Here is a 25,114-nt window from a genome sequence, read left to right as displayed (position 1 = left end):
CTGACAAAGATCTGTCGACAACTCTTTAGAGGTAGCGCGTCTGGGAACGGCGGTTGTTCTTTCAATCGCCTTCGCGGGCAAGCCTCGCTCCTACAGGATCAAGGCCGGCCATCAAAACGGGAACGACTTCAATCCTGTAGGAGCGAGGCTTGCCCGCGAAGAGGCCATAACGAACAACAACCTACTCTGGAGCTGTGCATGCTCTTCTTTCCTGTCCTTTCCACGGACCCGCGCCGATGATGCGCTGGTTGCGCAGCTCCCTGCCCGCTCGCGCCGGGCTGGCGGTGATCCTGATCGCCGTGCTGGCGCTCGCCAGTTCGTTGAGCGCCGGGCTGATTGCCTGGTTCAGCCAGGGCGATGCCGCCGCCATCAACACCGCGGGCTCGGTGCGCATGGAGACCTATCACCTGAGCTGGAAACTCGCCGCCGGCGCCACCGGCGAAGAAATCGCCAGCATCATCGACAGCCTGCAAAACCGCTTGGACAGCCACTCGCTCAAGGCGGTGCTGGAAGACGGCCCGACCACTGCGCTGCAAATCAGTTATGGGCAAATCCAGCAACACTGGAACGAGGATCTGCGCCCGGCACTTGAGCGCGGCGATGCGGCGGCCTTTCAGGTTCAGGCCCAGTCTTTCGTTGAGCAACTGAACCAGTTCGTCGATTTGTTGCAGCGCCAGAGCGAACAAAAGCAAGGCTGGCAACAGGCGATCCAGGGCATGGCCTTGTTCACCACCATGATCGTCCTGTTGATCGGGTTATACGAACTGCAATGCGGCGTTGTCACCCCCTTGAAAGAGTTGGTGGACGCAACCCAGCGCTTTCGTCGCGGCGACTTCAAGGTGCGGGTCAACCATCAGTCCCAGGACGAACTGGGCCAGTTGGCCATGAGTTTCAATGCCATGGCCGAGACGATCGAAGACTCGCATCGCACCCTGGAAAGTCAGGTCCGGCAGAAAACCCTGAACCTGCAACAAGCCAATGCCGCCCTGGAGCTTCTGTATCAAAGCAGCCGAAGCCTGGCCACACGCCTGGCCAATGCCGAAGGCCTGGATGAATTGATTCGACGCTTCCAGCAACGCCTGCCCGGCTTGCGCCTGTCGCTGTGTCTGCAAGGCCAACTGCAGGCACCGGCCCAGCAGTTGCTCGCCCTGCATGGCGCGAACGTTCGGGAAGTCTGCGCCAGTAGCGACTGCGCCACGTGCCAGAAGCACCATAAAGCCAGCCCGCAAACCTTCAGCATCAGCAATCAGGGCAGTGAACTGGGTGAGCTGAAGGCGCACTTTGTCGACGGGCACCCGACGCAAGCCTGGGAGACCCAATTGATCCAGGCCTTGGCCAACCTGATCGGCACCTCACTGTCGCTCAAGCGCCAACGGGAACAGGATCATCGCCTGCTACTGCTTGAAGAGCGCACGATCATCGCCCGCGAGCTGCACGATTCACTGGCCCAGGCCCTGTCCTACATGAAGCTGCAAGTCAGCCGCATGCAGACCCTGATGCGCCGGGGCGAACCGGTCCAGACCCTGGAAACCGTCACCGCCGAATTGCGTGAGGGACTGAACAATGCCTACCGCCAGTTACGCGAGTTGCTGACGACTTTTCGTTTGCAGATACACGACGCCGGACTGGTGCAGGAACTCAAGGACACCGCCGAGGAATTTTCCCGTCGCGGGGAGTTTCAGGTGCATCTGCACGTCGACGCGCTGGCCTTTCAGCTATCGGCCAGCGAACAAATCCACATTCTGCAGATCACCCGCGAGGCACTCTCCAACTGCCTGCGCCACGCCCACGCGCAAAACGCCTGGCTGCAACTGCGCCAGGATGGCGAGACCGTCAGGTTGTCGGTCGAAGATGACGGGCGCGGCTTCAGCGGCAACGTCGACCAACGCGAACACCACGGCCTGAACATCATGGATGAGCGGGCTCGCAGCTTGCACGGCCAGCTGCAGATATTTTCCAGGGAACCCCAAGGCACCCGCGTCCAACTGGAATTCCACCCGGAATTTCTCGGGCAGCAAACAGAAGGCAGCACCCTATGACCCCGTCCCCGCAACACAGAATCCTGCTGGTAGACGACCACCCGATGATGCGTCACGGCATTCGCCAGATGCTCGAACTCGAAGATGACTTCCTGATCGTCGGCGAAGCCAGCCAGGGTGAAGAAGCACTCGGCCTGATTGAGCCACTTCGACCGGATCTGGTCCTGCTCGACAACAACATGCCGCAAATGAATGGCATCGAAACCCTGCGTCGATTACGGGCAATGCACTACACCGGCAAAGTGCTGCTGTTCACCGTCTCGGACGCCGAAGACGATATTCGCGACGCATTGCGGCTCGATGCCGACGGCTATCTGCTCAAGGACATGGAGCCCGAACTGCTGATTCAGTACATCCGTGATGCCTTGAACGGCGCCTTGGTGATCAGCCCGGGGCTGACCCAAGTCATGGCGCAGGCGCTGCGCGCGCCACCTCGCCAGGCCGTGGTGGAACTGACCGAGCGTGAACGTCAGGTGTTGAAAACCATCGCCAGCGGCTTCAGCAACAAGGTCATCGGGCACAAGCTGGGCATCACCGAAGGGACGGTCAAGGTCCACGTGAAAAACCTGCTGCACAAACTCGGCTTGCGCTCGCGGGTGGAGGCGGCGGTGTGGGCCATGGAGCATCTGCGCAGTGCGGGCTGACGGGCATCCCTCCTTGGAGGTAGGCCTGCAGAGGCATAGGTCATTTGGCCTGCGCTCTCTACTATGACGGTCAGCGGAGGTACGCCATGCTGACCCACCCTTCCATCGTTTTAACGTTGCGCCGTCATCATCTGTTCAGCCAACTGCCGGAGAAAATCTTCGAGGAAGTCTGCGGCCTGGCCATGCTCAAGCGCCTGAGTTGTCACAGCACGCTCATGCATCAAGGGGATCCGGCCAGGCGTTTTTTCCTGCTGGTCAGCGGCCAGATCAAGTTGTACCGGCTCACCGGCGAAGGCCAGGAGAATCTGGTCGAGATCATCCAGCCCGGCCAGACCTTTGCCGAAGCCTTGCTGTTCAGCCAGGCCCGGCTCTACCCGGTCAGCGCCACGGCGCTGAAGGACAGCGTACTGGTGAGTATCGAGGGCAACCATTACCGCAATGCCCTGAAAGACCAGCCGAAAGTCTGTCTGGCGATTCTGGCGAGCATGAGCGTTCACCTGCACCTGCGTCTGCGCGACATCGATACCTTGACCATGGCCAGTGCGAGCCGTCGGGTGATCAATTTTCTGTTCCAGGAACGCCACCCGGTGACCGGCCAGATTGTCTTGCAGGTGTCCAAACGCCTGGTGGCGTCGAAACTCGGCATTCAACCGGAAACCTTCTCGCGGATTTTGCATCGCCTGGTGGAGTGCGGCCTGATCGCCATGGAGCGTCGCCATATCAGCATCCTCGATGAAGAGGAGCTGGCGGCTTTCCAATAGTCGGAATTGACCGTCATCAAGGCGCAATGCCACGCACCTTGCACACTGGCAGCGTCCATCCACGGAGAGTGCAAATGCCCCGTTCAACCCTGCCTTTGGTTTACTCCTGCTCAGGCTGCTCCAACGTTGCCCAACTGGCCAATACCCTGGCGGTGCGCCTGGATCGCAGCGGGCTGGCTGAAATGTCCTGCATCGTCGGTGTTGGCGGGCATGTGGCGGCGCTGGTCAACAAGGCGCGTTCGGGGCGCCGGATCTTTGCGCTGGATGGCTGCCCGCTGCAATGTGTTGAAAACTGCCTCAAGCAGCATGGGCTGCATGCTGATGTGCATCTGATTCTCAGTCATTACGGGCTGCGTAAGCGCCATGGTGAGGATTGCACGCAGGCGCAGAGTGATGAGTTGTTTGAAGGGATCAGGCAGTTGATTGCCAGTGATGCTCGCCAGCATGTAAGCCGGCAGGAAACGATGGCCTGAAGAACAACAAAAATCCTGTGGAGGCGAATACCGCAAAAGCCGCGCGAGGCGGCCTACCGGCCTGTCTCTTCAAGAGTACGCATTTCCCTGTGGGAGCGGGCTTGCCCGCGATGGCGGACTGACCGCCGACCTGTAATTTTGGTCGGAGTACATATCCATTTCTGCGGTAACGGCTTCTATTGGTTTCGCTTTTACAGCGAGTCACTTTCGAAAAGCGCGAAAGTAACCAAAGCGCTTTTGCCCCTTTCGTTCGGTGCCTCGCCCAGGCTCGGCATGCCCTCGCTCCGGTCCTGCTCCGTGGGCCCGCCGCCATCGGCCATCCATGGCCGGGGGCGGCTAACCCGGCATCCATGCCGGGTTGCCCACTGCGCAGAACCGGAACGAAGCCTCTCGAGGGGGCGTGCACCGCAAAAGCACCGCGAGGCGGCCTACCGGCCGGCCTGTCTCTTCAAGCGTACGCATTTCCCTGTGGGAGCGAGCCTGCTCGCGAAAAACGTCTGGAGAACGCGTTCTTTCAGACAGCACGCGTTATCGTTGTCGTCCTTCGCGAGCAGGCTCGCTCCCACAAGGTTCAACGCCACTTTGGCTCTGGCTGTTGATCTTGCTTTGGCTTTGGCTTTGGCTTTGGCTTTTGATCTTGATCTTGATCTGCCCCGTCGGAAGGCCGAGTGGAGGTTCTGCGCAGTGGGCACCGCGGCAAGGATGCCGCGGTAGCCGCCCCCGGCCATGGATGGCCGATGGCGGCGGGCCCACGGAGCAGGACCGGAGCGAGGGCATGGCGAGCCTAAGCGAGCCACCGTACGTCAGGGGCGAAAGCGTTTGGTTACTTTGCGCTTTTCAAAGTAACCCGCTGTAAGAGCGGAACCATTAGTGGCCGTTACCGCAGAAATGGATATGTACTCAGCCAAAAAACAGCCCAACAAGCCAGCTCCCACAATTGGGCAATGTCAATTACCCCGCCGCCAACCCCTTCCCCGCCCGCTCCAGATTGCGCCACAACCAAACAGGCAACACCTCAGGATCCAGACTGTCGATCAGATTCTTCAACGCCAACCCCAATTCGGTATCCCCCTCAATCACCAAACGCCGGCGAAAAAACAGCGTATCCGGATCCTCCTGACGACTCGCCAACAGTAAAAACTCCCGCCAATTACCACTGATCGTCACATGCGCCACGGCATGCTCGGCAATCCGCAACCCTTTACCGCTGAGCGTCAGATACCAGGACAACCCCAGATCCGGAATCCGCAGACACAACCAACGCCCGCGCAAAACCTCGAACTCGCCATCGCGCAATGGCTCGGCAAGGCAGCGATTCAGCGCCTGTTGCAACGCCAGACGCTGCACGGCAAAAGGCACCCGGCGCACCAGCGGCAACAACCGGTCGGCACCTTTCAACAGCCACTTTTTTCGATTCAACACAGGCCGACCTCCTCGACGCGCAGCATGCCGGCCTGGCCATGCCAATAACCATTGCACCCTTCGACGAACAACGGCGGTGTCTCGCCCAGACGAACCCGTTGATAGGCCGCGATCACCTCGGCCATGCCCTGAGCGCGAGGGCTCAAGCGCAACAGATCGGCACCGCAGGCCACCAGCCCGGCGTAATCGGCCAGCAGATTGGTCACCTCGGCCGACATTGTCTGAATACCGTTGAGGGTGAACAGCGCCTGCCCTTCCTGACTGGTCAGCGCCAGGCCATCGGGGTAGTTGATGCAGCAAAACTGGCAGTCGTCCTTGGGCCGGTTTTCCGCCCGAGCCGTAAAGCAACGGGCGGAATAGGCCAACGGCAAATGCCCATACGCAAAGATTTCAACTTCCGGCACTGCACGACCCAGTTCGCGCACCTGCCCGATCACATCACCAATCAGCGCCGCCGAACATTCCACGGGCGGCACCCAGCGGGTCATGCCGCTGTCGAGCAGTTGCGCCAGCGCATGTCCGTTGTACAGATTGAGGGCCGGGCCGCCCACGAACGGCAATTTGCGCTCGGCCAGGAACTGCACCGCGCCCATGTCGTTGGCTTCCACCAGCAATTGGCCGTTGTCGCACAGCCGGCGCAGGCTGGAGAGTTCGGACGCCGCTTCGATCAATGTCAGGCTGGACAGCACCAACTGCGCCTGGCTGCATTCCTGCAACTCGCGCCCCAGCCCCAGCCATTGATCCAGCGAAAATGCCCGACGTTTCGAGCACACGGTTTCCCCCAGATAAATCACGTCCAGGGGCAAGGTCGACATCTCGGCGTAAAAGTTGCTGAGTTGTTCTTTGTCCCAATAAAACAGGACCGGTCCCAGGCTGAGCTTCATGTCGCCTCCCTCATTGCCATGATCGATGATAGGCACCCAGGGTGGTCTGGCTGCCTTCGGACAAGCCGGCCAGCACCTGACGCCATTCCTCCTTGACCCGAAAATTGCCCGGCGCGCCGCGATGGGCGTCCAGTGCCGCGCGCCAGACCCGGGTGACTTGTTCGACATAGGCCGGACTGCGTTGGCGGCCCTCGATTTTCACCGCTTCGACGCCGATGGCCGTGAGCTCCGGCAGCAAGTCCAGGGTGTCGAGGCTGGTGGGCTCCTCCAGCGCATGAAAGCGTTTGCCGTCGACCAGGAAGCGGCCCTTGCACAAGGTCGGGTAACCGGCCGGTTCGTCAGGGGTGTAGCGATCGATCAGCACTTCGCTGAGACGCGCGCTCAAGCCTTCGGCGTCCTCGCTCCAGCGCACGGCTTTGGCTGGCGAACAGACACCGCACAGGTTCGGCGATTCGCCGGTAATGTAAGAAGACAGATGGCAACGCCCTTCGGCCATGATGCACAAGCTGCCGAAGCCAAACACTTCGATGGGCACCGGACTGCTGGCGGCCACCTGGCGTACTTGCGCCAACGACAACACCCGCGGCAGCACCGCGCGTCGAATGCCATAGCGCTGCGCATAGAATTCCAGCGCAGCGGCATGGGTCGCCGAGCCCTGGACCGACAGGTGTAACGCCAGTTGCGGGTGACGCTGACTGGCGTAGTTGAGCACCCCGGGGTCGGCGGCGATCAGTGCATCGACACCGAAATCGGCGGCACGATCCACCGCTCGCTGCCAGCGCTCCCAGCCCTTGGGTTGCGGATACGTATTGACCGCGACATAGAGTTTGCGTTGATACTGGCGAATGTGGGTGACCGCGGCGTCGAACTGTTTGTCGTCCATGTTCAGCCCCGCGAAATGCCGGGCGTTGGTGTCATCGCGAAAGCCGACATAGACGGCATCGGCGCCTTGGCGCACCGCCGCTTTAAGCGCAGGCAGGTTCCCTGCCGGGCAGACCAGTTGCATGGGTAATCCTCATGAAAAAACGCGTCTGGACCGTCGTCCGATGCCCGAGACGCAAAGGTCCGGGCAATCGAAAAAGGCGCTGCCAGTCTAGCGAGACCGGCAGGCACGGCCTTGACGGCAATCAATTGCCATCAATGCATCAGGTCGGCGAAGGACAGGAACATCACGTTGTCGTGCTTGAGCACCTGCTGCTCGCACTCGATCACCGCCAGCCCGTCGGCCCAGCACGCGGCGGTCAACATCGCCGAGCTTTGCTGAGGGTGCAGCTGCACGCTCAACTGGCCGTCGGCGCCGGGCGTCAATCGGGCCCGCAGGTACTGCCGACGCTTGTTACGCTGCAACCAGTCGAACCCGGCGGGTATGGACAACGGCAGCGGCAGCACGTCAGTCACGCCCTGGGCCCTGAGCAGGAACGGACGCACCACCACCAACGCGGTAATCAGCGCCGCTGAAGGATTTCCCGGCATGCCGATCCAGGGTTTACCGGCTACTTCACCAAAGGCCAGTGGCTTGCCCGGCTGAATGGCCAGTCGCCAGAAATCGACGTTGCCCAGTTCCTCGATCGCCTGTTTGAGGTGATCTTCCTCACCCACCGATACGCCACCGGAACTCAACAGCAAGTCGCATTCCGAAGACGCCAGGCTCAAGGCATGCCGGCTGGCCGCCAACTCATCGACCATGACGCCATAGTCGTGCACCTCCACGCCCCAGCCGCGCAACAGAGCGGCGAGGCAATACCGGTTGCTGTTGTAAATCTGCCCGGGCGCCAAGGGATCGCCCGGCTCACGCAGTTCATTACCGCTGCTGAGCAGGCATACCTGCAACGGCCGATAGACCTCCACCCGCGCGATCCCGGCGCCAGCCAGCAACCCAAGTTCTTGCGCGCGCAGGCGTTTGCCGGCCTTGAGCAACAGGTCCCCGCGGCGAACTTCCTCACCTTCCTTGCGCACGTGATCGCCCACGGATACGGACGGGAACCAAACGCGCTCGCCCTCGATCCGGCAGCGCTCCTGCGGCACAACGGTATCGGCCCCCGGTGGCAATGGCGCGCCGGTAAAGATCTGCACCGTCTGCTGCGCGCGCAAGGGTGAACACGCTTGATCCCCCGCCGCAATGCGCCCGCCAATCGACAAGCAGCCACCCGCCTGGGGCAGGTCAGCCGCCCTGAGGGCATAACCGTCCATGGCACTGTTGTCCCAGGCCGGCAGGTTTATCGGGGAATGAATGTCCACCGCCAGCACCCGCCCCATGGCTTGATCCAGACGAACCATTTGCGCCAGGGGTGGCGGCGGTGCCTGGTCCAGCAGACGGCTGATGGCCTCGTCCACCGGCATCAGGTGGCCGATGTCGCACACCCGGCCGGTCATGTGCGTGTCTCGCAGGCGTCGATGACCCGCTGCGCTTGCGGTTTCAAATGCGGGGCGAAATTGCACGGGCCGGTGCGACTGTCCAGTTGTTCGAGCAGGATCTTGTTCCAGGCCGTCCGGCAGGCACCCGGCGAGCCCGGCACGCAGCACACCAGCACGCCGTTACTCATGCCGGCCAGTGCCCGGGACTGCAGGCTGGACATGCCGATCTCCTCCAGAGACACCTGGCGGAACAGTTCGCCAAAGCCTTCCACATGTTTGTCCAACAGCGGCAGCACCGCTTGCGGCGTGTTGTCGCGAGCGGTGAAACCGGTGCCGCCGGTCATCAAGACCACTTGCACCTTGGGGTCGGCGATCCACCGGGAAACGGTGGCGCGGATCTGATAGATGTCGTCCTTGACCAGATCGCGATCGATCAACACATGCCCGGCCGTTTGCAGCAAATCCGTCAGGGTCTGTCCCGACGTGTCGGTGTCAAAAGTACGTGTATCGCTGATGGTCAGTACGGCAATGTTCAGGGGTTCAAACGTGCGTTGCGCCAGATGGGCCATATCCAGGTCTTCCCGTAGATGAGGGTATGGCCCGAAGCCTGAACCGGAATGGCGAACGAGCCTATTCCTCCAAGGAGGTACCTCGACGGGGACATAGAGAAAATGTGCCGGGCACAAAACCTGTGGGAGCGAGCCTGCTCGCGAATGCGGTGTGTCAGTCGCAACTAATGGGCCTGATACACTGCATTCGCGAGCAGGCTCGCTCCCACACTGTCCCCCATCGCTTTCAAGGTGCCAACCGGCTCCGTTTCCACAGACCATCACGCAACCGGTAATCGAGTCGATCATGCAAGCGGTCGGCCCGCCCCTGCCAGAACTCCAGACGCTCCGGGTGCAGGCAATAGCCGCCCCAATGCTCGGGACGCGAGATGGTCTGGCCAACGAAGCGTTTGATGGTTTCAGCCAGCATGGATTCCAGCGCTGCGCGACTGGCCAGCGGCCGGCTTTGCGGTGAGGCCCAGGCCCCCAGGCGACTGGCCATGGAACGAGAATCGAAGTACGCATCCGACAACGCCGGATCGAGCCTCGACACCTGCCCCTCGATACGCACCTGACGCTCCAGCCCCGGCCAGAAAAACGTCATCGCTGCATAAGGATTGGCGGCCAGTTGCTGCCCCTTGTCGCTCTGGTAATTGCCGAAGAACGTAAAGCCTTCATCGCTCAACCCCTTGAGCAGCAGAACCCGGCAGTGCGGCCGCCCTTCAGGGTCGACCGTCGCCAGCACCATGCTATTGACCTCGACAGGTGCGCACTCGGTGTCGCGGGCCTGTTGCAGCCACTGTCGGAACATCGCCAGCGGATCGTCCAGCGCCGCCTCATCTTGCAGGCCATTAAGGGTGTAGTTACGGCGCATCTGAGCCAGGGAAAGCGGCATGACGGTAATCTCCGGAAGGTTTTACGCAGTGTGCGAGGCACTGCGCGATACCACCTTGACCGCCATCAACACTGTCGCCTACTTCAGACGCAGCCGCCGCGCCAGTTTGTGCAGGTTGCTGGGATCGACTTCCAGAATCCGCGCGGCGCTGGCCCAGTTTTCCCCGGACAGGCTCAGGGCCTGGAGGATTTTCTTGCGCTGGTAATCGTCGACCGCTTCGCCCAAGGGCTGGAACGGCAGATCAGCCGTAACGTCCGGGGATGGCTCGACCACAGCACCCGGTGCCGCCATCGCACTGTCGAGATCGAGAATTTCAGGCTCCAGCGTCATGATCAACGCGCGACTCGTACCGCGACTGAGCTGCTTCAACGCCGCTCGGCTGATGACATGTTCCAGTTCGCGCACATTGCCCGGCCAGGTATACGCCAGCAAGGCGCGTTCGGCCACCGGTGACAGGCGCAAACCACGCAGGCCGAGCCGTGCCCGATTGAGTTCAAGGAAATGCCCGGCCAGCATCAACACATCCAGACCACGCTCACGCAGAGGAGGAATCGGCACCGGGTACACCGAGAGCCGGTGATACAGATCGGCGCGAAACAAGCCGTCGCGGATGCTGTCCGGCAGATGCCGGTTGGTGGCGGCGATGATGCGCACATCCACGTGCAGCGGCTTGTCCGCGCCGAGGCGCTGGATCTCGCCGTTCTGCAGCGTGCGCAGCAACTTCGCTTGCACGCTCAAGGGCAACTCCCCGACTTCATCGAGAAACAGCGTGCCTCCGTTGGCGGCATCGAAGCGTCCGGCACGGTCACTGGTGGCGCCGGAAAAGGCGCCTTTGACATGCCCGAACAATTCACTTTCTGCCAGCGACTCCGGCAAGGCGGCGCAGTTAACGTGTATCAGCGGTTTGTGGTGGCGCCTAGAAAGACGATGCAAGCGCCGGGCGAACAGCTCTTTGCCGACCCCGGTCTCGCCCAACAGCAACACCGGCAGATCGGAGTCGGCCAGTACATCCAGCTCATTGAGCAACTGATGCAACACCTCACTCTGCCCGAGGATCTCGCCCTCCTCGACCGGCATTCGCAAATCCTGGGGATCGCTGCGGGACAAACGCAAGCTGCGGTTTTCCTGCTCGAGCCGGGTGACCCGCACGGCGGCTTCGATCTGCAAGGTGCAGCGTTTGAGCTCCTCCCGCGCGCGGCTGTCGAAGGTCCCGGCGTGCAGCGCATCGAGGGTGATCGCGCCCCAGATCCGCCCCTCCACATACAGGCTCACGCCCATGCAGTCATGCACCGGCAGCGGTTCGCCGACGTGGTTGTCGAGCAAGCCGTCGTAAGGGTCCGGCAGGCGACTGTCGGGCTCGAACCAGGTCGGCTCGCGCGACGCCATGATCGCCGCCAGCCGGGGATGCTGGGCGATGACGAACCGGCGCCCCAACGCTTCATGAACCAGCCCCACCGTCGCCACCGGCCTGAGACTGTCGTCATCCAGACGCAACAAACCCACGGCGCCACTGTTGAAGTATTCGCGCAGGGTCTGGACCAATCGTTGCAACCGCACGGCATTGGGCAACTCGACGATCAGGTCGGCTGCCAGGCTTTCTCGCAGCATGGTAGTAATCACCCTCTATGGTTGGATTCACCCTGAAGCATCAGGGTGTCTATCACCACAACTAAAAATTAATCCATGTTTTTCAATCATTTAAATATGGCATGCCGGATGCAATGAGCCTGGGGAACCGTTGAAACCCAAACAAGGAACCCTGATGAGCCAGACCCTATTGGAACAAAGCCTCGGCCAACTGGCCTGCGACATTCCCGGTGCCACCCGGATCTTCCACACCTTCAAACTGGACTTCTGTTGCGGCGGGCATAAAAGCCTGCGTGAAGCGGCCCTTGGCAAAAACCTCGACCCGGTCCTGATTGCCGACGCCCTGCACATTCTGCAAGACGCCGGCGAAACCCAACACGACTGGCGCAACGAACCTTCGGAACTGCTGATCGCCCACCTTCTGGCGCGCTACCACGCTCGCCACCGCGAGCAACTGCCGGAACTGATCCGTCTGGCTCGTCGCGTCGAGCAGGTTCATGGTGCGCGCAGCAGCTGCCCCAACGGCCTGGCCGATCTCTTGACCGACATGCAGCAAGAACTCGAAGGCCACATGCTCAAGGAAGAACAGGTGCTGTTCCCGATGCTGCAACAGGGCATCGGTCCTCAAGCGGCGCCGCCGATCCAGGTGTTGCGTTTCGAACATGATCAACATGGCGAAGCACTGGAGAAAATGCTCGCCCTGACCAATCACATCATCCCGCCCGCCGATGCCTGTAACACCTGGCGTGCGCTCTATCGCGGGCTGCTGGAATTCAAAGACGATCTGATGCAACACATTCATCTGGAAAACAACGTGCTGTTCATCAACGCCCTGAACCCTCGCCACTGATCGATTTTTGGAGGCCGCTTTCGCGAGCAGGCTCGCTCCCACATGGGGTGGTATTCCAATGTGGGAGCGAGCCTGCTCGCGAATGGCGTCACCACGGATTTATGGGTTTTCCAGCATGATCAGCCGTGCCAATAGAACATCGCCTTGGCCAGGATCACGATCAACAGCATGTGCCCGAGGATGCTGCGGCGAATCCAGCTGGCGCGAGTCGCGGTCAGGCGCCCGTGGGTCAGCCAATAGGCCAGCAGCAAGTAATGACCGATGATGCTCAGGGCCAACAGGATCTTCAGGCTCAGCAACGTACCAAAGCTGCTGGCCAGCGGCTGACTCAATGCGCCCCGATACTGCCACGCCAGGCCGATACCGGCGCCGTACAGCAACAACACCACGCCGTGCAGGACTTTACGCGAACGCAGCGCAATCGCCTGATCCGCCGTCACTTGCGAAACGTCCGTCAATTGCAGGCGCGCGCGATGCCAGATGACCACTTCGAAAAACAACGTACCGATGAAGGCAATCGCTGCCAGCAAATGCGTGACCAATAAAAAGGGATACATCAGCGCCAGCCTCCGTCAGTTCGCATACTCATCCCGGATGACCGTCCACCCGGGCCCGCAGCAGCATCGGTCCATAGCGCCAGGCGTACAGCGCAAACGCCAGCGCCCAGCACAGACCGGCCAACCACAATGCCGGCAAGGGGAAGAACAGGATCAACACGACCCGGCTCAGACACGCCAGATTGAGCAAAATGAACGCCAGGGTCATGCCCGACGGCGGCTCCAGGGCACGGCCGGTATGCCCGAGGCTGACCCGGGCGATCATCGCCAGTACCAGGCCGCCCATGGCCCCGATGGTCAGGCAATGCACCGCCAGGCTCGGATTGATCGGCGCGCCGAAATGCCACAGCGCCATCCCGAGACACGCCACCGCCAACCAGCCATAAGCCAGGTGCAGCGACCACAGCAACGGTACGTGCCACAGTGCCCGGTCATGCCAGCGCACCAGACGCACCAGATGCCCCGCCGCCAGCACCGCGAACAGCAAGCCCACCCAGACATTGGGGTTGAGCGCAGGCCCTGCGGCATATAACAACGCCACCAGCGGCGAACCTACCAACAGCAGTCGATCCAGCCAGGGCCAGGCCGCAACGCCTTCCACCCGACTGAGGCCACGCTGGGTGAAGAACGGAATCACCCGCCCGCCGATCAACCCCATCATCGCCGCCACCAGCCAGATACCCGTCAGCACGCCTTGGCGCTGCCAGCCTTCATGCCCCTCGACCAGGCCGTACAAGGACAACCCGTCGGCCACGGCCAACAACAGCAAGACCGCCACAATCGGGTAATTACGTTTCTGCCGCACCTTCCACAGGGTGAACCCCATGAGCAACGCCACCGCCAACGGGAATGCCATTTCCAGCAGCGCGAGCAACGGCCACGGTGCGTTGGCCAGCCAAGCCACTCGCGCCAACAACCACAACAGCGCCAGAGCCGCCAACGGTTTGCCGCTGAGACCGGGGCGGCCGGTCCAGGTCTGCACCGCTGTCAGCAGAAAGCCCGCGATAATCGCCAAGCCGAACCCGAACAGCAATTCATGCCGATGCCAACCCAGCCAACCGCCTGCCGGCTGCCATTCGGAAATCGAACCACCAAAAGCCGCCAGCCACAGTGGAATGGCCAGCACCGCCAACAGGCAGCCGGCGAGGAAAAACGGCCGAAAGGCCAGCCGTAACAGCGGCGCGATTGCCATCGCTTTACGGCGGTCAAGCACTTGCATAAAGCCACTCCTCTACCTGTTTGCTGACCTGGCGCCGACTCGCACGCGCCGAGGTAAATCCTGGGGCAATCATCGGGTATTACCGATCCATTGCCTTTGTCGCAGATCAAGTGTGCAAGGGACGTGCCCCGATGCTCATTCGAACCCCTATAGCGAGAGGATTTGCCCTTGTGGGAGCGAGCCTGCTCGCGATAGCGGCGGTACATTCAGCATCAATGTTGGCTGGCCCACCGCTATCGCGAGCAGGCTCGCTCCCACAAGGGTGATCGGCTCAGGGTACAAATGACCCTTTGATGGTCATTTAAACCCTAAAGATCACGGTATTTTTTACCCTGATCGCTGACACCCCCAATAAACAAGGGCCTCCGAGCCTGGCCCGCCTCTTGCTCTGCATGGGCAACCTTATAGAAATCTTGGATCCCTCTCGATTACCCGGAGTCGTCATGAAAAAAGTCTTTCAGCCACTGGCCTGGTTTGTGGTGTTGACCTCAATCCTGGCCCTGGCCAGCGGCATTTCCCTGGGCCTCGTCTGACCTGATCCCCCTTCTCAATCTTCAGGATGAATTCTTATGGTGCTTCATCGCGTCCATCACCAGATTCTGCGCAGTCATCATTTGTTCGAGCCGTTGAACGAAGAACAGCTGGATGAATTGATGAGTACCAGCCACTTGCTGAGCATCGACAAAGGCGAGCCGTTGTTCCGTCAGGGTGAGCCGGCAGATTCGTTCTATTTCATCATTGCCGGTGCAGTGAAAATCTTCCGGCTGACACCCGATGGGCAGGAGAAAGTGTTCGAGGTCATCAGCGATCGGCAAACCTTTGCCGAGGCGATGATGCTGATGGACACGCCGAACTATGTGGCCTCGGCCGAAGCGATCTGCCCCACCCAGCTCTACCGGTTATCCAACAGCACCTACATGCGCCTGCTGCAGAGCAATAGCCGGCTGACCTTTGCACTGCTGGGCAAGCTTTGTGTTCGCTTGCATCAACGGGTCAACGAAATCGAAACCCTGTCGTTGAAAAACGCCACCCACCGGGTCGTGCGTTATCTGCTCACGCAACTGGTGCGTCAGCAAACCGTTGACAGCCAATTCGAGCTGCCGATGGCCAAGCAGCTGATCGCCGGGCATCTGTCGATCCAGCCGGAAACCTTTTCGCGGATCATCCGCCGCTTGATCGATGAAAACATCATCACTCAGGACGGCCGTCAGATCGCCATTCTTGATCGTCTGCGCCTGGAACAGTTCGAGTGAGTGCCATGCCTGTCTGCCTGTATTGCCAACATGCCAACCTTCCACAAAGGATCGAGTGCCGCCAATGCGGCATGCCCCTGCCGGTATTGGCCGCACACGCGGCGCAACGTCGGTTGCGCCGATTCAAGTGGTTCTGCATCGGCCTGACGATCTTCTGCGTGACGATGTTTTTCTGGCTGCCGCGCAGCATCAGCTGATGCTGCGTTGATCAAACCGGGGTTCAAGGCTGGGTCAGCTGGCGGTACAACTGCGGCAAGCGCAGAGGTAACTGCTCAGGCTGACGGATCAAGGTGTAGCCATTGGCGCCGAACATGTACGGCAGGTAATCCCCGGCCTCGCGATCAATCGTGATGCAGAACGGCGTCAACCCCTGACGCCGCGCCTGCAGCACCGCCTCGCGGGTGTCTTCGACACCGTAGCGCCCCTCGTACAGGTCCAGATCATTGGGTTTGCCATCCGTGAGCAGCAGCAACAGTTTGCTGCGCCGCTTGCTCGTGCCCAATAGTTGCGTAGCCTGGCGAATGGCGGCGCCCATGCGTGTGTAATACCCCGGTTTGAGCCCTTGAATGCGACCTCGGGTGTTGTCGTCATAACGCTGGGTGAACGACTTGAGTTCCTGCATGCGCACTTGCTGACGACGCAGCGAGGAAAACCCGTACAAGGCGAAATCATCACCCAGCACCGACAAGGTTTCGCCGAACAGCAGCAGGCTGTCGCGAATGACGTCGATGACGCGATGCTCATCGTTCAGGTGGGCGTCGGTGGACATCGACACGTCGGCCAGCAACAGGCACGCCAGGTCGCGGCGGGTCTGTCGTTGCTCCATGAACAGGCCGCGTTCGGCACACTGGCCATGCTCGCGCTCAACATGAAAATCCAGCCAGGCCTGCATGTCCAGCTCAGAGCCCTGGGGTTGCTGGCGTAACCACTGACGGTCATTGCGCAGGTGCTCGAACTGGCGCCGCAAGCGATGCGCCGAAGCCTTCAGTCGAGAAGGCAACGGCTGCGCCTCACAATCGCGGGGCACCATCATTTGCAGATTGACGAAGCTGTCCTGCATCTGTTGTTTGCGGTAGTCCCACTCCGGCAACTTGATACCTTCGCCCAGAGGAATATCGTCGACATCGGCCGGTGGCAAATCCAGGTGCAGCTTCAGACCGCCGCCCTTGCGCAGACGAGTGCGCGACAGGGTCAATTCGTCCAGGTCGTCGGCGACTCTGGCGGCGTCCGGGTCTTCGCTGTCGTCCGACCAGCGATCCAGGTCCACGTGCTCGGTCCAGCTGAACAGGTTCTCCAGACGCACCACCAACAGCCCGCCATCGCGGGTGCTTTCATCGATCCGTGTCGCGCGTTTACGCCCGCCTTTCTGTTCGCCAGGCGGCGTGGTCAACGACTCTTCGGATTCATCGCCCAGATCCGCCGCCTGCGGGCTGGCGAGGTTTTGCGGCGGGTACAACCACAGCGGCAGTGGCCACGCGGCCCGTTCGCTGCGAGGGAAATGTTCGACACTGCCGGGATCGCGCAATGCCTGGCATAACGCCCGTTCCAGTGCCGCTTCGCTGGTGTTCAACGAAGCTGGATCGGGGCGCAATTGCAGGTGGGCATCGACCAGACGTTGATAGCGAGCGCGCAACGCGGGATAGCGTCGCAGCAGCTGTTGCGTCCAGCGTTGATTGTCCCGCCCCCAGTGACGCATCTGCCCGGCCTGTGCCGCCAGCAATGCGAGCCAGCGATAGAGTTCCTCGTTCAGTGCCACTTCAGGGAAGACCGCCAGACTCGATGGCAGGCGCAGGTTCGTCGCGTCGCACCACGCCAACGGCACTTGTTTGCAGGTGCCGGCGATTTGCTGCAATACGTTGCGCCGCAGCAGCAGATCGCGGTCACTGGCGGCTTCCACACCGACACCATTGGCACCGCCCATGGCGCGAAACAACAGCGCCAGCGGACGTTGCTGGCTGGCCAGTTCAACCCGTGCTTCAGGGAAGTCCGGGCTGGCGCGCCGGGTGATGAAACGATGCCAGACACTGCCTACCCATTCTTCCAGTTCGACGGTAAACGCCATGATGCTTGCCCTTCCTGGAAACCAAAAAAACGGCCCGCTGTATCAGCCGGGCCGACCTTTTCTAGCCATTGCACCCGCTCATGAAGGTACAACCGCAGCCGGGGCGCGCAAGGCTGCGCGGCCACGTTGCTTGAAACTGAACAGGTAACAGAGCAGCCCGGCGAAGAAACCCAGACCGGCGCCCAGACGGGCCCAGAACAGCACCTGCAGATGTTCGACCGTGGACATGAACGGCAGCGCGATCCCGTCGGCCTGCCAGCGTTGCAAGTAAACCTGGACGACACCGGCAGCGGTGAGGAACAGCGTGATCATCACCATCGACAGGGTCATCAACCAGAAGCCCCAGATTTCGAGGGTCTGCGAACGCTCGTCACCGGCTTCACCCAACCCGCGCAAGCGTGGCATGGCGTAGCTGATCAAGGTCATCACGATCATCGCGTAAGCACCGTAGAAGGCCAGGTGACCATGCGCTGCCGTCAATTGCGAACCATGGGTATAGAAGTTGACCGGCGCCAGGGTATGCAGAAAGCCCCAGACACCCGCACCGAAGAACGCCGTGACCGTGGTGCCCTTGGCCCACAAGGTGGCCGCTCGGTTCGGGTGTTGCCGACGACGGTTCTTCACCATGCTGAAGGCAAATATCACCATGGCCAGGAACGGCAGCGGTTCGAGTGCGGAGAAGATTGAACCGACCCACAACCAGACTTCAGGCGCACCGATCCAGAAGAAGTGGTGACCGGTGCCGATGATCCCGGTAATCAGCGCCATGGCGATGATCACGTACAGCCATTTCTCCACGACTTCCCGGTCGACCCCGGTGATCTTGATCAGGACGAAAGCGAGCATCGCACCCATGATCAGTTCCCACACGCCTTCCACCCAAAGATGCACCACCCACCACCAGTAGAACTTGTCGCGCGCCAGGTTGCCGGGGTTGTAGAAGGAGAACAGGAAGAACACCGCGAGCCCGATCAGCCCGGTCATCATCACCATGCTGACCGTGGTCTTGCGACCTTTGAGCAGGGTCATGCCGATGTTGTAGAGAAAGCCCAGGCACACCACCACAATGCCCATCTTGGTGATGGTTGGCTGTTCCAGGAACTCCCGGCCCATGGTCGGCAGCAACTCGTTGTGGGTCAGTCTGGCCAGGCCCGCATAAGGCACCAGCAGATAGCCGAGGATCGTCAGCACGCCCGCGGCGGCGAATACCCAGAACAGAATGATCGCCAGTTTAGGGCTGTGCAGTTCGCGGTCGGCCTCTTCCGGAATCAGGTAGTAGGCAGCGCCCATGAAACCGAACAGCAGCCAGACGATCAGCAGGTTGGTGTGCACCATCCGCGCCACGTTGAAGGGAATGATCGGGAACAGAAAGTCCCCTATCACGTATTGCAGCCCCATGATCAAACCGAACAGCACCTGACCGAGAAACAGGATCAGGGCAAACACGAAGTACGGTTTGGCCACGGCTTGCGAGGCGAATTTCAGATGTGGATTGGCAATGCTCATCTCTCAGCCCTCCTTGTTTGGCGGCCAGCCATTGGTGTTGATGTTCGAGCTCCATTTGAGGAACTCGGCGATGTCATCCACCTCCTGCTCGCTCAACTTGAACTGCGGCATCGCTCGCCGGCCCGGTACGCCCAGGGGCTGCATTTTCATCCAGGCATGCAGAAAGGGTTTGAAGCCCGCCTCCCCGCCGCGCCGCTGGAACACGTTGCCCAGCTCAGGCGCAAAGTAGGCGCCCTCGCCCAGCAGTGTGTGGCAGCCGATGCAGTTGTTTTGCTCCCAGACCGTCTTGCCGCGGATCACTGATTCGGTGAGTTGCGCCTCATTGCTGCGGGCTGGAAAGGTCTGTTCCGTGTGATAGGTCAAGGCCAGGAATATCAGGAAGAAGAAGATGCTTCCCCCGAAATAGATGTTCCTGGCCATGCCTTTGGTGAAGGTCTCTGACATGGTCGCTTCCTCTTTGCTTGGCGTGCCCATGATAGGAAGCGAAGGGTTGAAACCTGCTTGATGGCGATCAAGAAAGGCAGATGGTTTTGGTCGGGTATTACCGACAACGCAGATCGAATGTGGGAGCGAGCCTGCTCGCGAAGGCGGAGTGTCAGTCAACAGGGATGTTGAATGTGACGGCCCCTTCGCGAGCAGGCTCGCTCCCACATTCGAGTTGTGCTGTTTTACAGATCGTATTCCTTAACGGAACAGAATCAGCGTCAGGCCCACAACGGTCGCCAACACCAGCGCCCAACTCACCATCAACCGCCGCCACAATCGGGGGGCATGACGCAGCTCCATAAAGCCATCGGCAATCAACCAGGCCTTGCCGACCGCCACCAGCAAAATGGCCATGGACAGCAGCCACGTCGCGCCCACCTGTGCCAGCAGCACCGTGCACACGCTTAATGTGGCCAGCGCTGCCCAGCAGATAAGCAAAAACCTGGAAGCCGACATCAGAACCTCCGTCAATTCAGAACGTAGACCAGCGGAAACAGCACGACCCAGATCAGATCGACCATGTGCCAATACAGCACACCCGATTCCAGCCCGCTGCGATTGGCACCGTTGTACAGGCCACGACGGCAGCGCTCGGCCAGCCATCCGAGAATGACCATGCCGAGCAGTACATGGAGAAAGTGAAAACCGGTGAGGATCCAGTAGAGGGTGAAAAACGTGTTGTGTTCCATGCCCAGCCCCGAGGCCAGCAAGTGTCGGTATTCGGTCAGTTTCAACACCACGTAGACACTGGCGGCGAGTAACGCTGCCAGCAGGTAGACAGCGCCGTGGCGAGACCGAGAGCGCTTGACTTGCTCTTGGGCCAGCGCGGCGAACAGCCCGGCGGTGAGCAGGCTCAGAGTCATCGCCAGGCCGGTAGAGGTGTTGAGCAACAGACGGCTTTCGCCGAACAGCTGCGGCTTGAGTGCCTGGGTCACGGCGAACGCCAGAATCAGGATGGCGAACACCGACAGCTCGGCCAGAATGAAAAACCACATCGCCAGATCGCCCGGCAAGTGACCCGGCGCAACGCGACCGGACTCAGCCGAAGTGGACATCAACCACGCCCATCAGCGCCGCCACCGTCAACGGATCATCGCTCAGCGGCTCGGCCAGGCAAGCCATGCACGCTTCACGCGGGCTCATGCCGGAGCGGATCATTCGCGCGGTAAAAATCAGCAGTCGCGTTGAGGCGACCTCCTCCAGATCATGTTGATCCAGCCTTCGCAGGGCCTGGCCCAGCCGCACCACTTGCGCCGCCAGCGCGCTGTCCACCTGCGCTTCCCGGGCAACGATGCGTTCCTCGTCGGCCACTGGCGGATAGCCGAAACGCATCGCCACGAAGCGTTGGCGGGTGCTGGGTTTCATGCCTTTTAGCAGGTTCTGGTAACCGGGGTTGTAAGACACCACCAGCATGAATGACGGCGGCGCCTTCAACACTTCGCCGGTGCGTTCCAGGAACAGCTCCCGACGATCATCGGCCAGCGGATGCAACACCACCACGGTGTCCTGACGCGCCTCGACCACTTCGTCCAGATAACAAATACCGCCTTCACGCACTGCGCGAGTCAACGGCCCGTCCTGCCACCACGTGCCCTGGGCACCGATCAAATGACGGCCGATCAGGTCGGCGGCGCTCAGATCGTCATGGCAAGCCACGGTGTACAACGGCAGTTTCAGCCGATGGGCCATGTGCTGGACGAAGCGGGTCTTGCCGCAGCCCGTCGGGCCTTTGATCAGCACCGGCATGCCGTGTCGCCAGGCTTGCTCGAACAGCGCTTCCTCATTGTTGAGCGGTTGATAGAAGGGTTCGCAAGACTGGATTCGGTCCATGGGCTGTGTGTTCCAAAAGCGGATTCAAGCCACACGCTACGGGCGCCTGCGACAACCTGGCAAGTGACATGGCCGGCAAACTTGATCGCGGTCAAGCGAGCATTGGCCTGCTCGGGCATAGCCTTGCATGGCACTAAGAACCTGCGTTCTGCGCTGCCGTTTCAGCACATCGCAAAGGTCTTGCCTGAGGAGAAATGGAATGCTGATCAGCAATAGAAAAACGTTTGCTCTGACTGTCGCCACACTGTGTTCGGCGCTGGCCCTTGCGGTGACTCACGCGGCCCGAGCCGACGAGTCCGCTGCCGCTAGCCCGCTGATGGTCAAAACTGCCGGAGCACCGGACATGAGTCAGGCCGAGTTCGACTCATCCAAGGAGATTTACTTCCAGCGCTGCGCCGGCTGTCACGGCGTTCTGCGCAAAGGCGCCACCGGCAAACCACTGACGCCGGACATCACACAGTCCCGTGGTCAACCGTACCTTGAGGCGTTGATTACCTACGGCTCGCCGGCGGGCATGCCGAACTGGGGGACGTCGAATGCGCTGACCAAGGATCAGATCACCTCAATGGCCAAGTTCATTCAGCACGCGCCGCCGACGCCGCCGGAATGGGGCATGGCCGAGACGCTGAAAACCTGGAAAGTGCTGGTCAAGCCTGAGGATCGTCCGAAGCAGCAACTGAGCAAACTCAACCTGCCGAACCTGTTTTCGGTGACGTTGCGCGATGACGGCAAGATTGCCCTGATCGACGGTGACAGCAAGAAAATCGTCAAGCTGATCGAGACCGGTTATGCGGTGCACATCTCGCGCATCTCCGCTTCGGGTCGCTACCTGCTGGTGATTGGTCGAGACGCCCGGATCGACATGATTGACCTGTGGCCGGTGGAGCCGACCAAGGTCGCCGAAGTCAAAGTGGGCATCGAAGCGCGCTCGGTGGAGACCTCCAAGTTCAAGGGCTACGAAGACAAATACACCATCGCCGGCTCCTATTGGCCGCCGCAATTCACCATCATGGATGGCGAAACCCTGGAGCCCAAACAGATTGTCTCGACCCGCGGCATGACCGTCGACAAGCAGGAATACCACCCCGAACCCCGGGTCGCGGCGATCATCGCCTCCCACGCATGGCCGGAGTTCATCGTCAACGTCAAGGAAACCGGCAAGGTCATGCTGGTCAATTACCAGGACATCAAGAACCTCACCATCACCTACATCGATGCCGCGCCCTTCCTGCATGACGGCGGTTGGGACAGCACCCACCGCTACTTCATGACCGCCGCCAACAACTCCAACAAAGTCGCCGTGATCGACTCCAAAGAGCGCAAGTTGGCAGCCCTGGTGGACGTCGGCAAAACCCCTCATCCCGGTCGCGGCGCCAACTTCAACCACCCGACCTACGGGCCGGTCTGGGCCACCAGCCACCTGGGTGATGACGGCATCTCCTTGATCGGCACCGACCCGGTCAAACACCCGCAATACGCCTGGAAACAGGTCGCCTCGCTCAAGGGCCAGGGCGGCGGGTCGTTGTTCATCAAAACCCACCCTGACTCCCGTCACCTGTATGTCGACACCACCCTCAACCCGGACGCCAAGCTGAGCCAGTCGGTGGCGGTGTTCAACATCGACAAACTCGACGCCGGCTACACCGTGTTGCCCATCGCCGAGTACGCCGGCATCAAGCAAGGCGCCATGCGGGTGGTACAGCCGGAATACAACAAGGCCGGGGATGAAGTCTGGTTCTCCGTGTGGAGCGGCCAGACCGACGAGTCGGCACTGGTGGTGATCGACGACAAAACGCTGAAGCTCAAATCAGTCATCAAGGACAAACGACTGATCACACCCACCGGAAAATTCAACGTCTACAACACCCAACACGACATCTATTGAGCTCCATCAATGCAAGGAACCCCCATGAAAAATACTCTGTTTTCACTGCTCGCCCTGACCGCAGCGCTGAGTGTGCAGCCAGCCTTGGCCCAAGACGCGCAGGAGCTGTTCAAGAGCAAACCCTGCGCCGCCTGCCATTCCATCGACACCAAGATTGTCGGCCCGGCGCTCAAGGATGTCGCGGCCAAGAACGCGGGCGTGGCCGGGGCCGTGGACACCCTGGCCAACCACATCAAGAACGGTACGCAAGGCAACTGGGGCCCGATGCCAATGCCGGCCAACCCGGTGACGGATGAAGAAGCGAAGACACTTGCAACCTGGGTCCTGACTCTCAAATAGCCAACTGGAGGGCGTCATGAAGGTTTATCGACACGCTGCGATTCTGGCGGCCCTCCTCCTCATTTGCGCAACCGCGGTTGCCGCGCCGGACGCCAAGCGTCAGGCACAACTCGAACACCTGCTGGCCCAGGACTGCGGCGCCTGCCATGGGCTGCACATGACCGGCGGGCTGGGTCCCGACCTGACGCGCACAACGCTGGCGGGCAAATCCAGGGACAGCCTGATCGCCACCGTCACCCAAGGCCGGCCCGGCACCGCAATGCCCGGTTGGGGCCCACTGCTCAGCCCGGACGACATCCGTTGGCTGGTCGATCTTCTTCTCCAGGGATATCCCGCACCATGATCCGATCAACCCTGCTTTTAGCGGCGACCGGGCTGTTGTTGTCCGCCTGCGCTCAGTCCCCCTTGCGTGGCACCGGCGATCTGGGCGTGGTGGTGGAGCGCGCCACCGGCAGCGTGCAAATCATCGAAAGCGACACCCACACGGCACTGGCCCGACTCGAGGGTTTGGGCGATCTGTCCCATGCCTCGGTGGTGTTTTCCCGCGACCAGCGTTACGCCTATGTGTTCGGCCGCGACGGAGGGCTGAGCAAGATCGACCTGCTGACCCAACGCATCGATCAACGGGTCATACAGGGCGGCAACAGCATCGGCGGCGCCATCAGCCAGGACGGCAAACTCATCGCCGTGTCCAACTACGTGCCCGGCGGGGTCAAGGTGTTCGATGCCGAAACCCTGCAACTGGTGGCCGACATTCCCGCCACGCCCCTGGCCGATGGCAGCAAACGCTCACGGGTGGTCGGCCTGGTCGATGCGCCCGGTCAGCGCTTTGTGTTCAGCCTGTTCGATACCGGCGAGATCTGGAGCGCCGATTTCAGTCAGGGCAGCACGCCTCGGATCAGCCGCTTCACCGACATCGGCCAGCAACCCTACGACGCGCTGATCACCCCGGATGGTCGCTATTACATGGCGGGGCTGTTCGGCGAAGACGGCATGGCGCAACTCGACCTCTGGCATCCGGAGCGTGGTGTGCAGCGAGTGCTCGGTGATTACGGACGCGGCCAGGCGAAATTGCCCGTCTACAAAATGCCGCATCTGGAGGGCTGGGCCGTTGCCGACAATCAGGCCTTCGTGCCCGCCGTCGGCCGTCACCAGGTGCTGGTAATGGATTCGCGCACCTGGCAGCAGACCGCTGCCATCCCGGTGGCCGGCCAACCGGTGTTCGTCACGTCGCGGCCGGACGGTCGGCAACTGTGGGTCAACTTCGCCTACCCGGACAACGATCGGGTGCAGGTCATCGACACCGAAACCCATGCCGTGGTCGCCGATCTGCGGCCAGGGCCTGCGGTGCTGCACATGGAATTCACCGCGCGCGGTGACCAGTTGTGGCTGTCGTTACGCGATGGCGATCAGGTTCAGGTCTGGGACCCGTACAACCTGAAGCTGCTGAGCACCCTGCCTGCCACCGCGCCGAGCGGCATCTTCTTCAGCAGCCGCGCGCAAAAAATGGGGTATTGAA

At 61.0% G+C, this 25,114-nt stretch carries 26 protein-coding genes; 11 read left to right on the top strand and 15 right to left on the bottom strand.

Annotated features, from left to right (window positions below):
* The first annotated feature begins 236 nt into the window (after window positions 1–236).
* From KGB14_RS22685 to KGB14_RS22670, 4 genes are all read left to right on the top strand, one after another.
* On the top strand, window positions 237–2,039 hold the full coding sequence (locus KGB14_RS22685) for a HAMP domain-containing protein (protein WP_223488919.1): 1,803 nt from the start codon (window positions 237–239) through the stop codon (window positions 2,037–2,039).
* Window positions 2,036–2,683: a two-component system response regulator NarL gene (gene narL / locus KGB14_RS22680; protein WP_223488918.1), complete on the top strand. Its 648-nt coding sequence runs from the start codon at window positions 2,036–2,038 to the stop codon at window positions 2,681–2,683. The genes KGB14_RS22685 and narL overlap by 4 nt, the downstream gene beginning before the upstream one ends.
* Window positions 2,684–2,769: 86 nt before the next feature.
* Window positions 2,770–3,444 (top strand): Crp/Fnr family transcriptional regulator, encoded by a 675-nt coding sequence (locus KGB14_RS22675; RefSeq protein WP_223488917.1) that lies wholly within the window; start codon window positions 2,770–2,772, stop codon window positions 3,442–3,444.
* Between the two features lie 74 nt (window positions 3,445–3,518).
* Complete coding sequence (locus KGB14_RS22670; protein ID WP_123722328.1) at window positions 3,519–3,917, top strand: putative zinc-binding protein; 399 nt, start codon at window positions 3,519–3,521, stop codon at window positions 3,915–3,917.
* A 951-nt stretch (window positions 3,918–4,868) separates the two neighbouring features.
* Here KGB14_RS22670 and KGB14_RS22665 read toward each other — a convergent pair.
* The 7 genes from KGB14_RS22665 to norR all read right to left on the bottom strand — a co-directional run bounded on the left by KGB14_RS22665 (window position 4,869) and on the right by norR (window position 11,629).
* Window positions 4,869–5,339 (bottom strand): SCP2 domain-containing protein, encoded by a 471-nt coding sequence (locus KGB14_RS22665; RefSeq protein ID WP_223488916.1) that lies wholly within the window; start codon window positions 5,337–5,339, stop codon window positions 4,869–4,871.
* Window positions 5,333–6,223: a U32 family peptidase gene (locus tag KGB14_RS22660; protein WP_223488915.1), complete on the bottom strand. Its 891-nt coding sequence runs from the start codon at window positions 6,221–6,223 to the stop codon at window positions 5,333–5,335. The genes KGB14_RS22665 and KGB14_RS22660 overlap by 7 nt, the downstream gene beginning before the upstream one ends.
* Before the next feature lie 10 nt (window positions 6,224–6,233).
* The gene (locus KGB14_RS22655) at window positions 6,234–7,229 is read right to left on the bottom strand and encodes a peptidase U32 family protein (protein WP_223488914.1); all 996 of its coding nucleotides are present in this window, start codon (window positions 7,227–7,229) and stop codon (window positions 6,234–6,236) included.
* Between the two features lie 131 nt (window positions 7,230–7,360).
* The gene (gene glp / locus KGB14_RS22650; protein WP_223488913.1) at window positions 7,361–8,596 is read right to left on the bottom strand and encodes a gephyrin-like molybdotransferase Glp; all 1,236 of its coding nucleotides are present in this window, start codon (window positions 8,594–8,596) and stop codon (window positions 7,361–7,363) included.
* Window positions 8,593–9,147 carry a molybdenum cofactor biosynthesis protein B gene (moaB, locus tag KGB14_RS22645; RefSeq protein ID WP_192342842.1) on the bottom strand — a complete coding sequence of 185 codons (555 nt, stop codon included), beginning with the start codon at window positions 9,145–9,147 and terminating at the stop codon, window positions 8,593–8,595. Before moaB ends, glp begins: the two co-directional genes overlap by 4 nt.
* A 226-nt stretch (window positions 9,148–9,373) precedes the next feature.
* The gene (gene pdxH, locus KGB14_RS22640) at window positions 9,374–10,021 is read right to left on the bottom strand and encodes a pyridoxamine 5'-phosphate oxidase (protein WP_223488912.1); all 648 of its coding nucleotides are present in this window, start codon (window positions 10,019–10,021) and stop codon (window positions 9,374–9,376) included.
* Window positions 10,022–10,099: 78 nt separating this feature from the next.
* Complete coding sequence (gene norR, locus KGB14_RS22635) at window positions 10,100–11,629, bottom strand: nitric oxide reductase transcriptional regulator NorR (RefSeq protein WP_223488911.1); 1,530 nt, start codon at window positions 11,627–11,629, stop codon at window positions 10,100–10,102.
* Between the two features lie 154 nt (window positions 11,630–11,783).
* Between norR and ytfE the strand changes: the two genes are divergently transcribed.
* Entirely contained in the window at window positions 11,784–12,458 is a 675-nt protein-coding gene (ytfE, locus tag KGB14_RS22630; protein WP_223488910.1) for an iron-sulfur cluster repair protein YtfE, read from the top strand.
* Between the two features lie 119 nt (window positions 12,459–12,577).
* Here ytfE and KGB14_RS22625 read toward each other — a convergent pair whose 3' ends face one another.
* Both KGB14_RS22625 and KGB14_RS22620 read right to left on the bottom strand, forming a co-directional pair.
* Window positions 12,578–13,015: a hypothetical protein gene (locus KGB14_RS22625; RefSeq protein ID WP_223488909.1), complete on the bottom strand. Its 438-nt coding sequence runs from the start codon at window positions 13,013–13,015 to the stop codon at window positions 12,578–12,580.
* Between the two features lie 28 nt (window positions 13,016–13,043).
* Window positions 13,044–14,234, bottom strand: a complete 1,191-nt coding sequence (locus tag KGB14_RS22620; protein ID WP_223488908.1) for an NnrS family protein — start codon at window positions 14,232–14,234, stop codon at window positions 13,044–13,046.
* A 569-nt stretch (window positions 14,235–14,803) separates the two neighbouring features.
* Here KGB14_RS22620 and KGB14_RS22615 point away from each other — a divergent pair.
* On the top strand, window positions 14,804–15,487 hold the full coding sequence (locus tag KGB14_RS22615; RefSeq protein ID WP_223488907.1) for a Crp/Fnr family transcriptional regulator: 684 nt from the start codon (window positions 14,804–14,806) through the stop codon (window positions 15,485–15,487).
* Window positions 15,484–15,684: a protein DnrP gene (locus tag KGB14_RS22610; protein WP_223488906.1), complete on the top strand. Its 201-nt coding sequence runs from the start codon at window positions 15,484–15,486 to the stop codon at window positions 15,682–15,684. Before KGB14_RS22615 ends, KGB14_RS22610 begins: the two co-directional genes overlap by 4 nt.
* Before the next feature lie 23 nt (window positions 15,685–15,707).
* On the opposite strand, the gene KGB14_RS22605 is transcribed toward KGB14_RS22610, so the two are convergent.
* The 6 genes from KGB14_RS22605 to KGB14_RS22580 form a co-directional block, all read right to left on the bottom strand.
* Window positions 15,708–17,549 carry a nitric oxide reductase activation protein NorD gene (locus KGB14_RS22605; protein WP_223488905.1) on the bottom strand — a complete coding sequence of 614 codons (1,842 nt, stop codon included), beginning with the start codon at window positions 17,547–17,549 and terminating at the stop codon, window positions 15,708–15,710.
* A 78-nt stretch (window positions 17,550–17,627) separates the two neighbouring features.
* Window positions 17,628–19,055, bottom strand: a complete 1,428-nt coding sequence (locus KGB14_RS22600; protein ID WP_223488904.1) for a cbb3-type cytochrome c oxidase subunit I — start codon at window positions 19,053–19,055, stop codon at window positions 17,628–17,630.
* Between the two features lie 3 nt (window positions 19,056–19,058).
* On the bottom strand, window positions 19,059–19,499 hold the full coding sequence (locus KGB14_RS22595; protein ID WP_223488956.1) for a c-type cytochrome: 441 nt from the start codon (window positions 19,497–19,499) through the stop codon (window positions 19,059–19,061).
* Between the two features lie 240 nt (window positions 19,500–19,739).
* A complete protein-coding gene (locus KGB14_RS22590) occupies window positions 19,740–19,997 on the bottom strand; it encodes a cytochrome C oxidase subunit IV family protein (RefSeq protein ID WP_223488903.1) in 258 nt (85 codons plus the stop codon).
* An 11-nt stretch (window positions 19,998–20,008) separates the two neighbouring features.
* Window positions 20,009–20,596 carry a cytochrome c oxidase subunit 3 gene (locus KGB14_RS22585; RefSeq protein ID WP_223488902.1) on the bottom strand — a complete coding sequence of 196 codons (588 nt, stop codon included), beginning with the start codon at window positions 20,594–20,596 and terminating at the stop codon, window positions 20,009–20,011.
* Window positions 20,580–21,362 carry a CbbQ/NirQ/NorQ/GpvN family protein gene (locus tag KGB14_RS22580; RefSeq protein ID WP_411740802.1) on the bottom strand — a complete coding sequence of 261 codons (783 nt, stop codon included), beginning with the start codon at window positions 21,360–21,362 and terminating at the stop codon, window positions 20,580–20,582. Before KGB14_RS22580 ends, KGB14_RS22585 begins: the two co-directional genes overlap by 17 nt.
* Before the next feature lie 208 nt (window positions 21,363–21,570).
* Between KGB14_RS22580 and KGB14_RS22575 the strand changes: the two genes are divergently transcribed.
* From KGB14_RS22575 to KGB14_RS22560, 4 genes are read left to right on the top strand one after another with little or no spacing between them, the layout of a single operon-like run.
* Complete coding sequence (locus KGB14_RS22575) at window positions 21,571–23,256, top strand: cytochrome D1 domain-containing protein (protein ID WP_411740800.1); 1,686 nt, start codon at window positions 21,571–21,573, stop codon at window positions 23,254–23,256.
* 24 nt (window positions 23,257–23,280) lie between these two features.
* Entirely contained in the window at window positions 23,281–23,595 is a 315-nt protein-coding gene (locus KGB14_RS22570) for a c-type cytochrome (protein WP_223488900.1), read from the top strand.
* Window positions 23,596–23,611: 16 nt separating this feature from the next.
* A complete protein-coding gene (locus KGB14_RS22565; protein ID WP_223488899.1) occupies window positions 23,612–23,938 on the top strand; it encodes a c-type cytochrome in 327 nt (108 codons plus the stop codon).
* A complete protein-coding gene (locus KGB14_RS22560) occupies window positions 23,935–25,113 on the top strand; it encodes a cytochrome D1 domain-containing protein (protein WP_223488898.1) in 1,179 nt (392 codons plus the stop codon). The genes KGB14_RS22565 and KGB14_RS22560 overlap by 4 nt, the downstream gene beginning before the upstream one ends.
* The last annotated feature ends 1 nt before the right edge of the window (window position 25,114 follow it).

The organism is Pseudomonas sp. A-RE-19, assembly GCF_019956555.1.
Lineage (GTDB): Bacteria > Pseudomonadota > Gammaproteobacteria > Pseudomonadales > Pseudomonadaceae > Aquipseudomonas.
This window is presented reverse-complemented; position numbering and strand designations above follow the sequence as displayed.

What these genes read in the sequence shown, in the direction of transcription:
- KGB14_RS22655 (WP_223488914.1), bottom strand. Translation starts at nt 7,229, where the DNA reads ATGCAACTGGTCTGCCCGGCAGGGAACCTGCCTGCGCTTAAAGCGGCG.
- KGB14_RS22595 (WP_223488956.1), bottom strand. Translation starts at nt 19,499, where the DNA reads ATGTCAGAGACCTTCACCAAAGGCATGGCCAGGAACATCTATTTCGGG.
- pdxH (WP_223488912.1), bottom strand. Translation starts at nt 10,021, where the DNA reads ATGCCGCTTTCCCTGGCTCAGATGCGCCGTAACTACACCCTTAATGGC.
- KGB14_RS22615 (WP_223488907.1), top strand. Translation starts at nt 14,804, where the DNA reads ATGGTGCTTCATCGCGTCCATCACCAGATTCTGCGCAGTCATCATTTG.
- KGB14_RS22685 (WP_223488919.1), top strand. Translation starts at nt 237, where the DNA reads ATGATGCGCTGGTTGCGCAGCTCCCTGCCCGCTCGCGCCGGGCTGGCG.
- KGB14_RS22575 (WP_411740800.1), top strand. Translation starts at nt 21,571, where the DNA reads ATGCTGATCAGCAATAGAAAAACGTTTGCTCTGACTGTCGCCACACTG.
- KGB14_RS22620 (WP_223488908.1), bottom strand. Translation starts at nt 14,234, where the DNA reads ATGCAAGTGCTTGACCGCCGTAAAGCGATGGCAATCGCGCCGCTGTTA.
- KGB14_RS22565 (WP_223488899.1), top strand. Translation starts at nt 23,612, where the DNA reads ATGAAGGTTTATCGACACGCTGCGATTCTGGCGGCCCTCCTCCTCATT.
- KGB14_RS22675 (WP_223488917.1), top strand. Translation starts at nt 2,770, where the DNA reads ATGCTGACCCACCCTTCCATCGTTTTAACGTTGCGCCGTCATCATCTG.
- KGB14_RS22605 (WP_223488905.1), bottom strand. Translation starts at nt 17,549, where the DNA reads ATGGCGTTTACCGTCGAACTGGAAGAATGGGTAGGCAGTGTCTGGCAT.
- KGB14_RS22660 (WP_223488915.1), bottom strand. Translation starts at nt 6,223, where the DNA reads ATGAAGCTCAGCCTGGGACCGGTCCTGTTTTATTGGGACAAAGAACAA.
- moaB (WP_192342842.1), bottom strand. Translation starts at nt 9,147, where the DNA reads ATGGCCCATCTGGCGCAACGCACGTTTGAACCCCTGAACATTGCCGTA.
- KGB14_RS22570 (WP_223488900.1), top strand. Translation starts at nt 23,281, where the DNA reads ATGAAAAATACTCTGTTTTCACTGCTCGCCCTGACCGCAGCGCTGAGT.
- KGB14_RS22670 (WP_123722328.1), top strand. Translation starts at nt 3,519, where the DNA reads ATGCCCCGTTCAACCCTGCCTTTGGTTTACTCCTGCTCAGGCTGCTCC.
- KGB14_RS22585 (WP_223488902.1), bottom strand. Translation starts at nt 20,596, where the DNA reads ATGTCCACTTCGGCTGAGTCCGGTCGCGTTGCGCCGGGTCACTTGCCG.
- KGB14_RS22600 (WP_223488904.1), bottom strand. Translation starts at nt 19,055, where the DNA reads ATGAGCATTGCCAATCCACATCTGAAATTCGCCTCGCAAGCCGTGGCC.
- norR (WP_223488911.1), bottom strand. Translation starts at nt 11,629, where the DNA reads ATGCTGCGAGAAAGCCTGGCAGCCGACCTGATCGTCGAGTTGCCCAAT.
- KGB14_RS22625 (WP_223488909.1), bottom strand. Translation starts at nt 13,015, where the DNA reads ATGTATCCCTTTTTATTGGTCACGCATTTGCTGGCAGCGATTGCCTTC.
- glp (WP_223488913.1), bottom strand. Translation starts at nt 8,596, where the DNA reads ATGACCGGCCGGGTGTGCGACATCGGCCACCTGATGCCGGTGGACGAG.
- KGB14_RS22560 (WP_223488898.1), top strand. Translation starts at nt 23,935, where the DNA reads ATGATCCGATCAACCCTGCTTTTAGCGGCGACCGGGCTGTTGTTGTCC.
- KGB14_RS22590 (WP_223488903.1), bottom strand. Translation starts at nt 19,997, where the DNA reads ATGTCGGCTTCCAGGTTTTTGCTTATCTGCTGGGCAGCGCTGGCCACA.
- narL (WP_223488918.1), top strand. Translation starts at nt 2,036, where the DNA reads ATGACCCCGTCCCCGCAACACAGAATCCTGCTGGTAGACGACCACCCG.
- ytfE (WP_223488910.1), top strand. Translation starts at nt 11,784, where the DNA reads ATGAGCCAGACCCTATTGGAACAAAGCCTCGGCCAACTGGCCTGCGAC.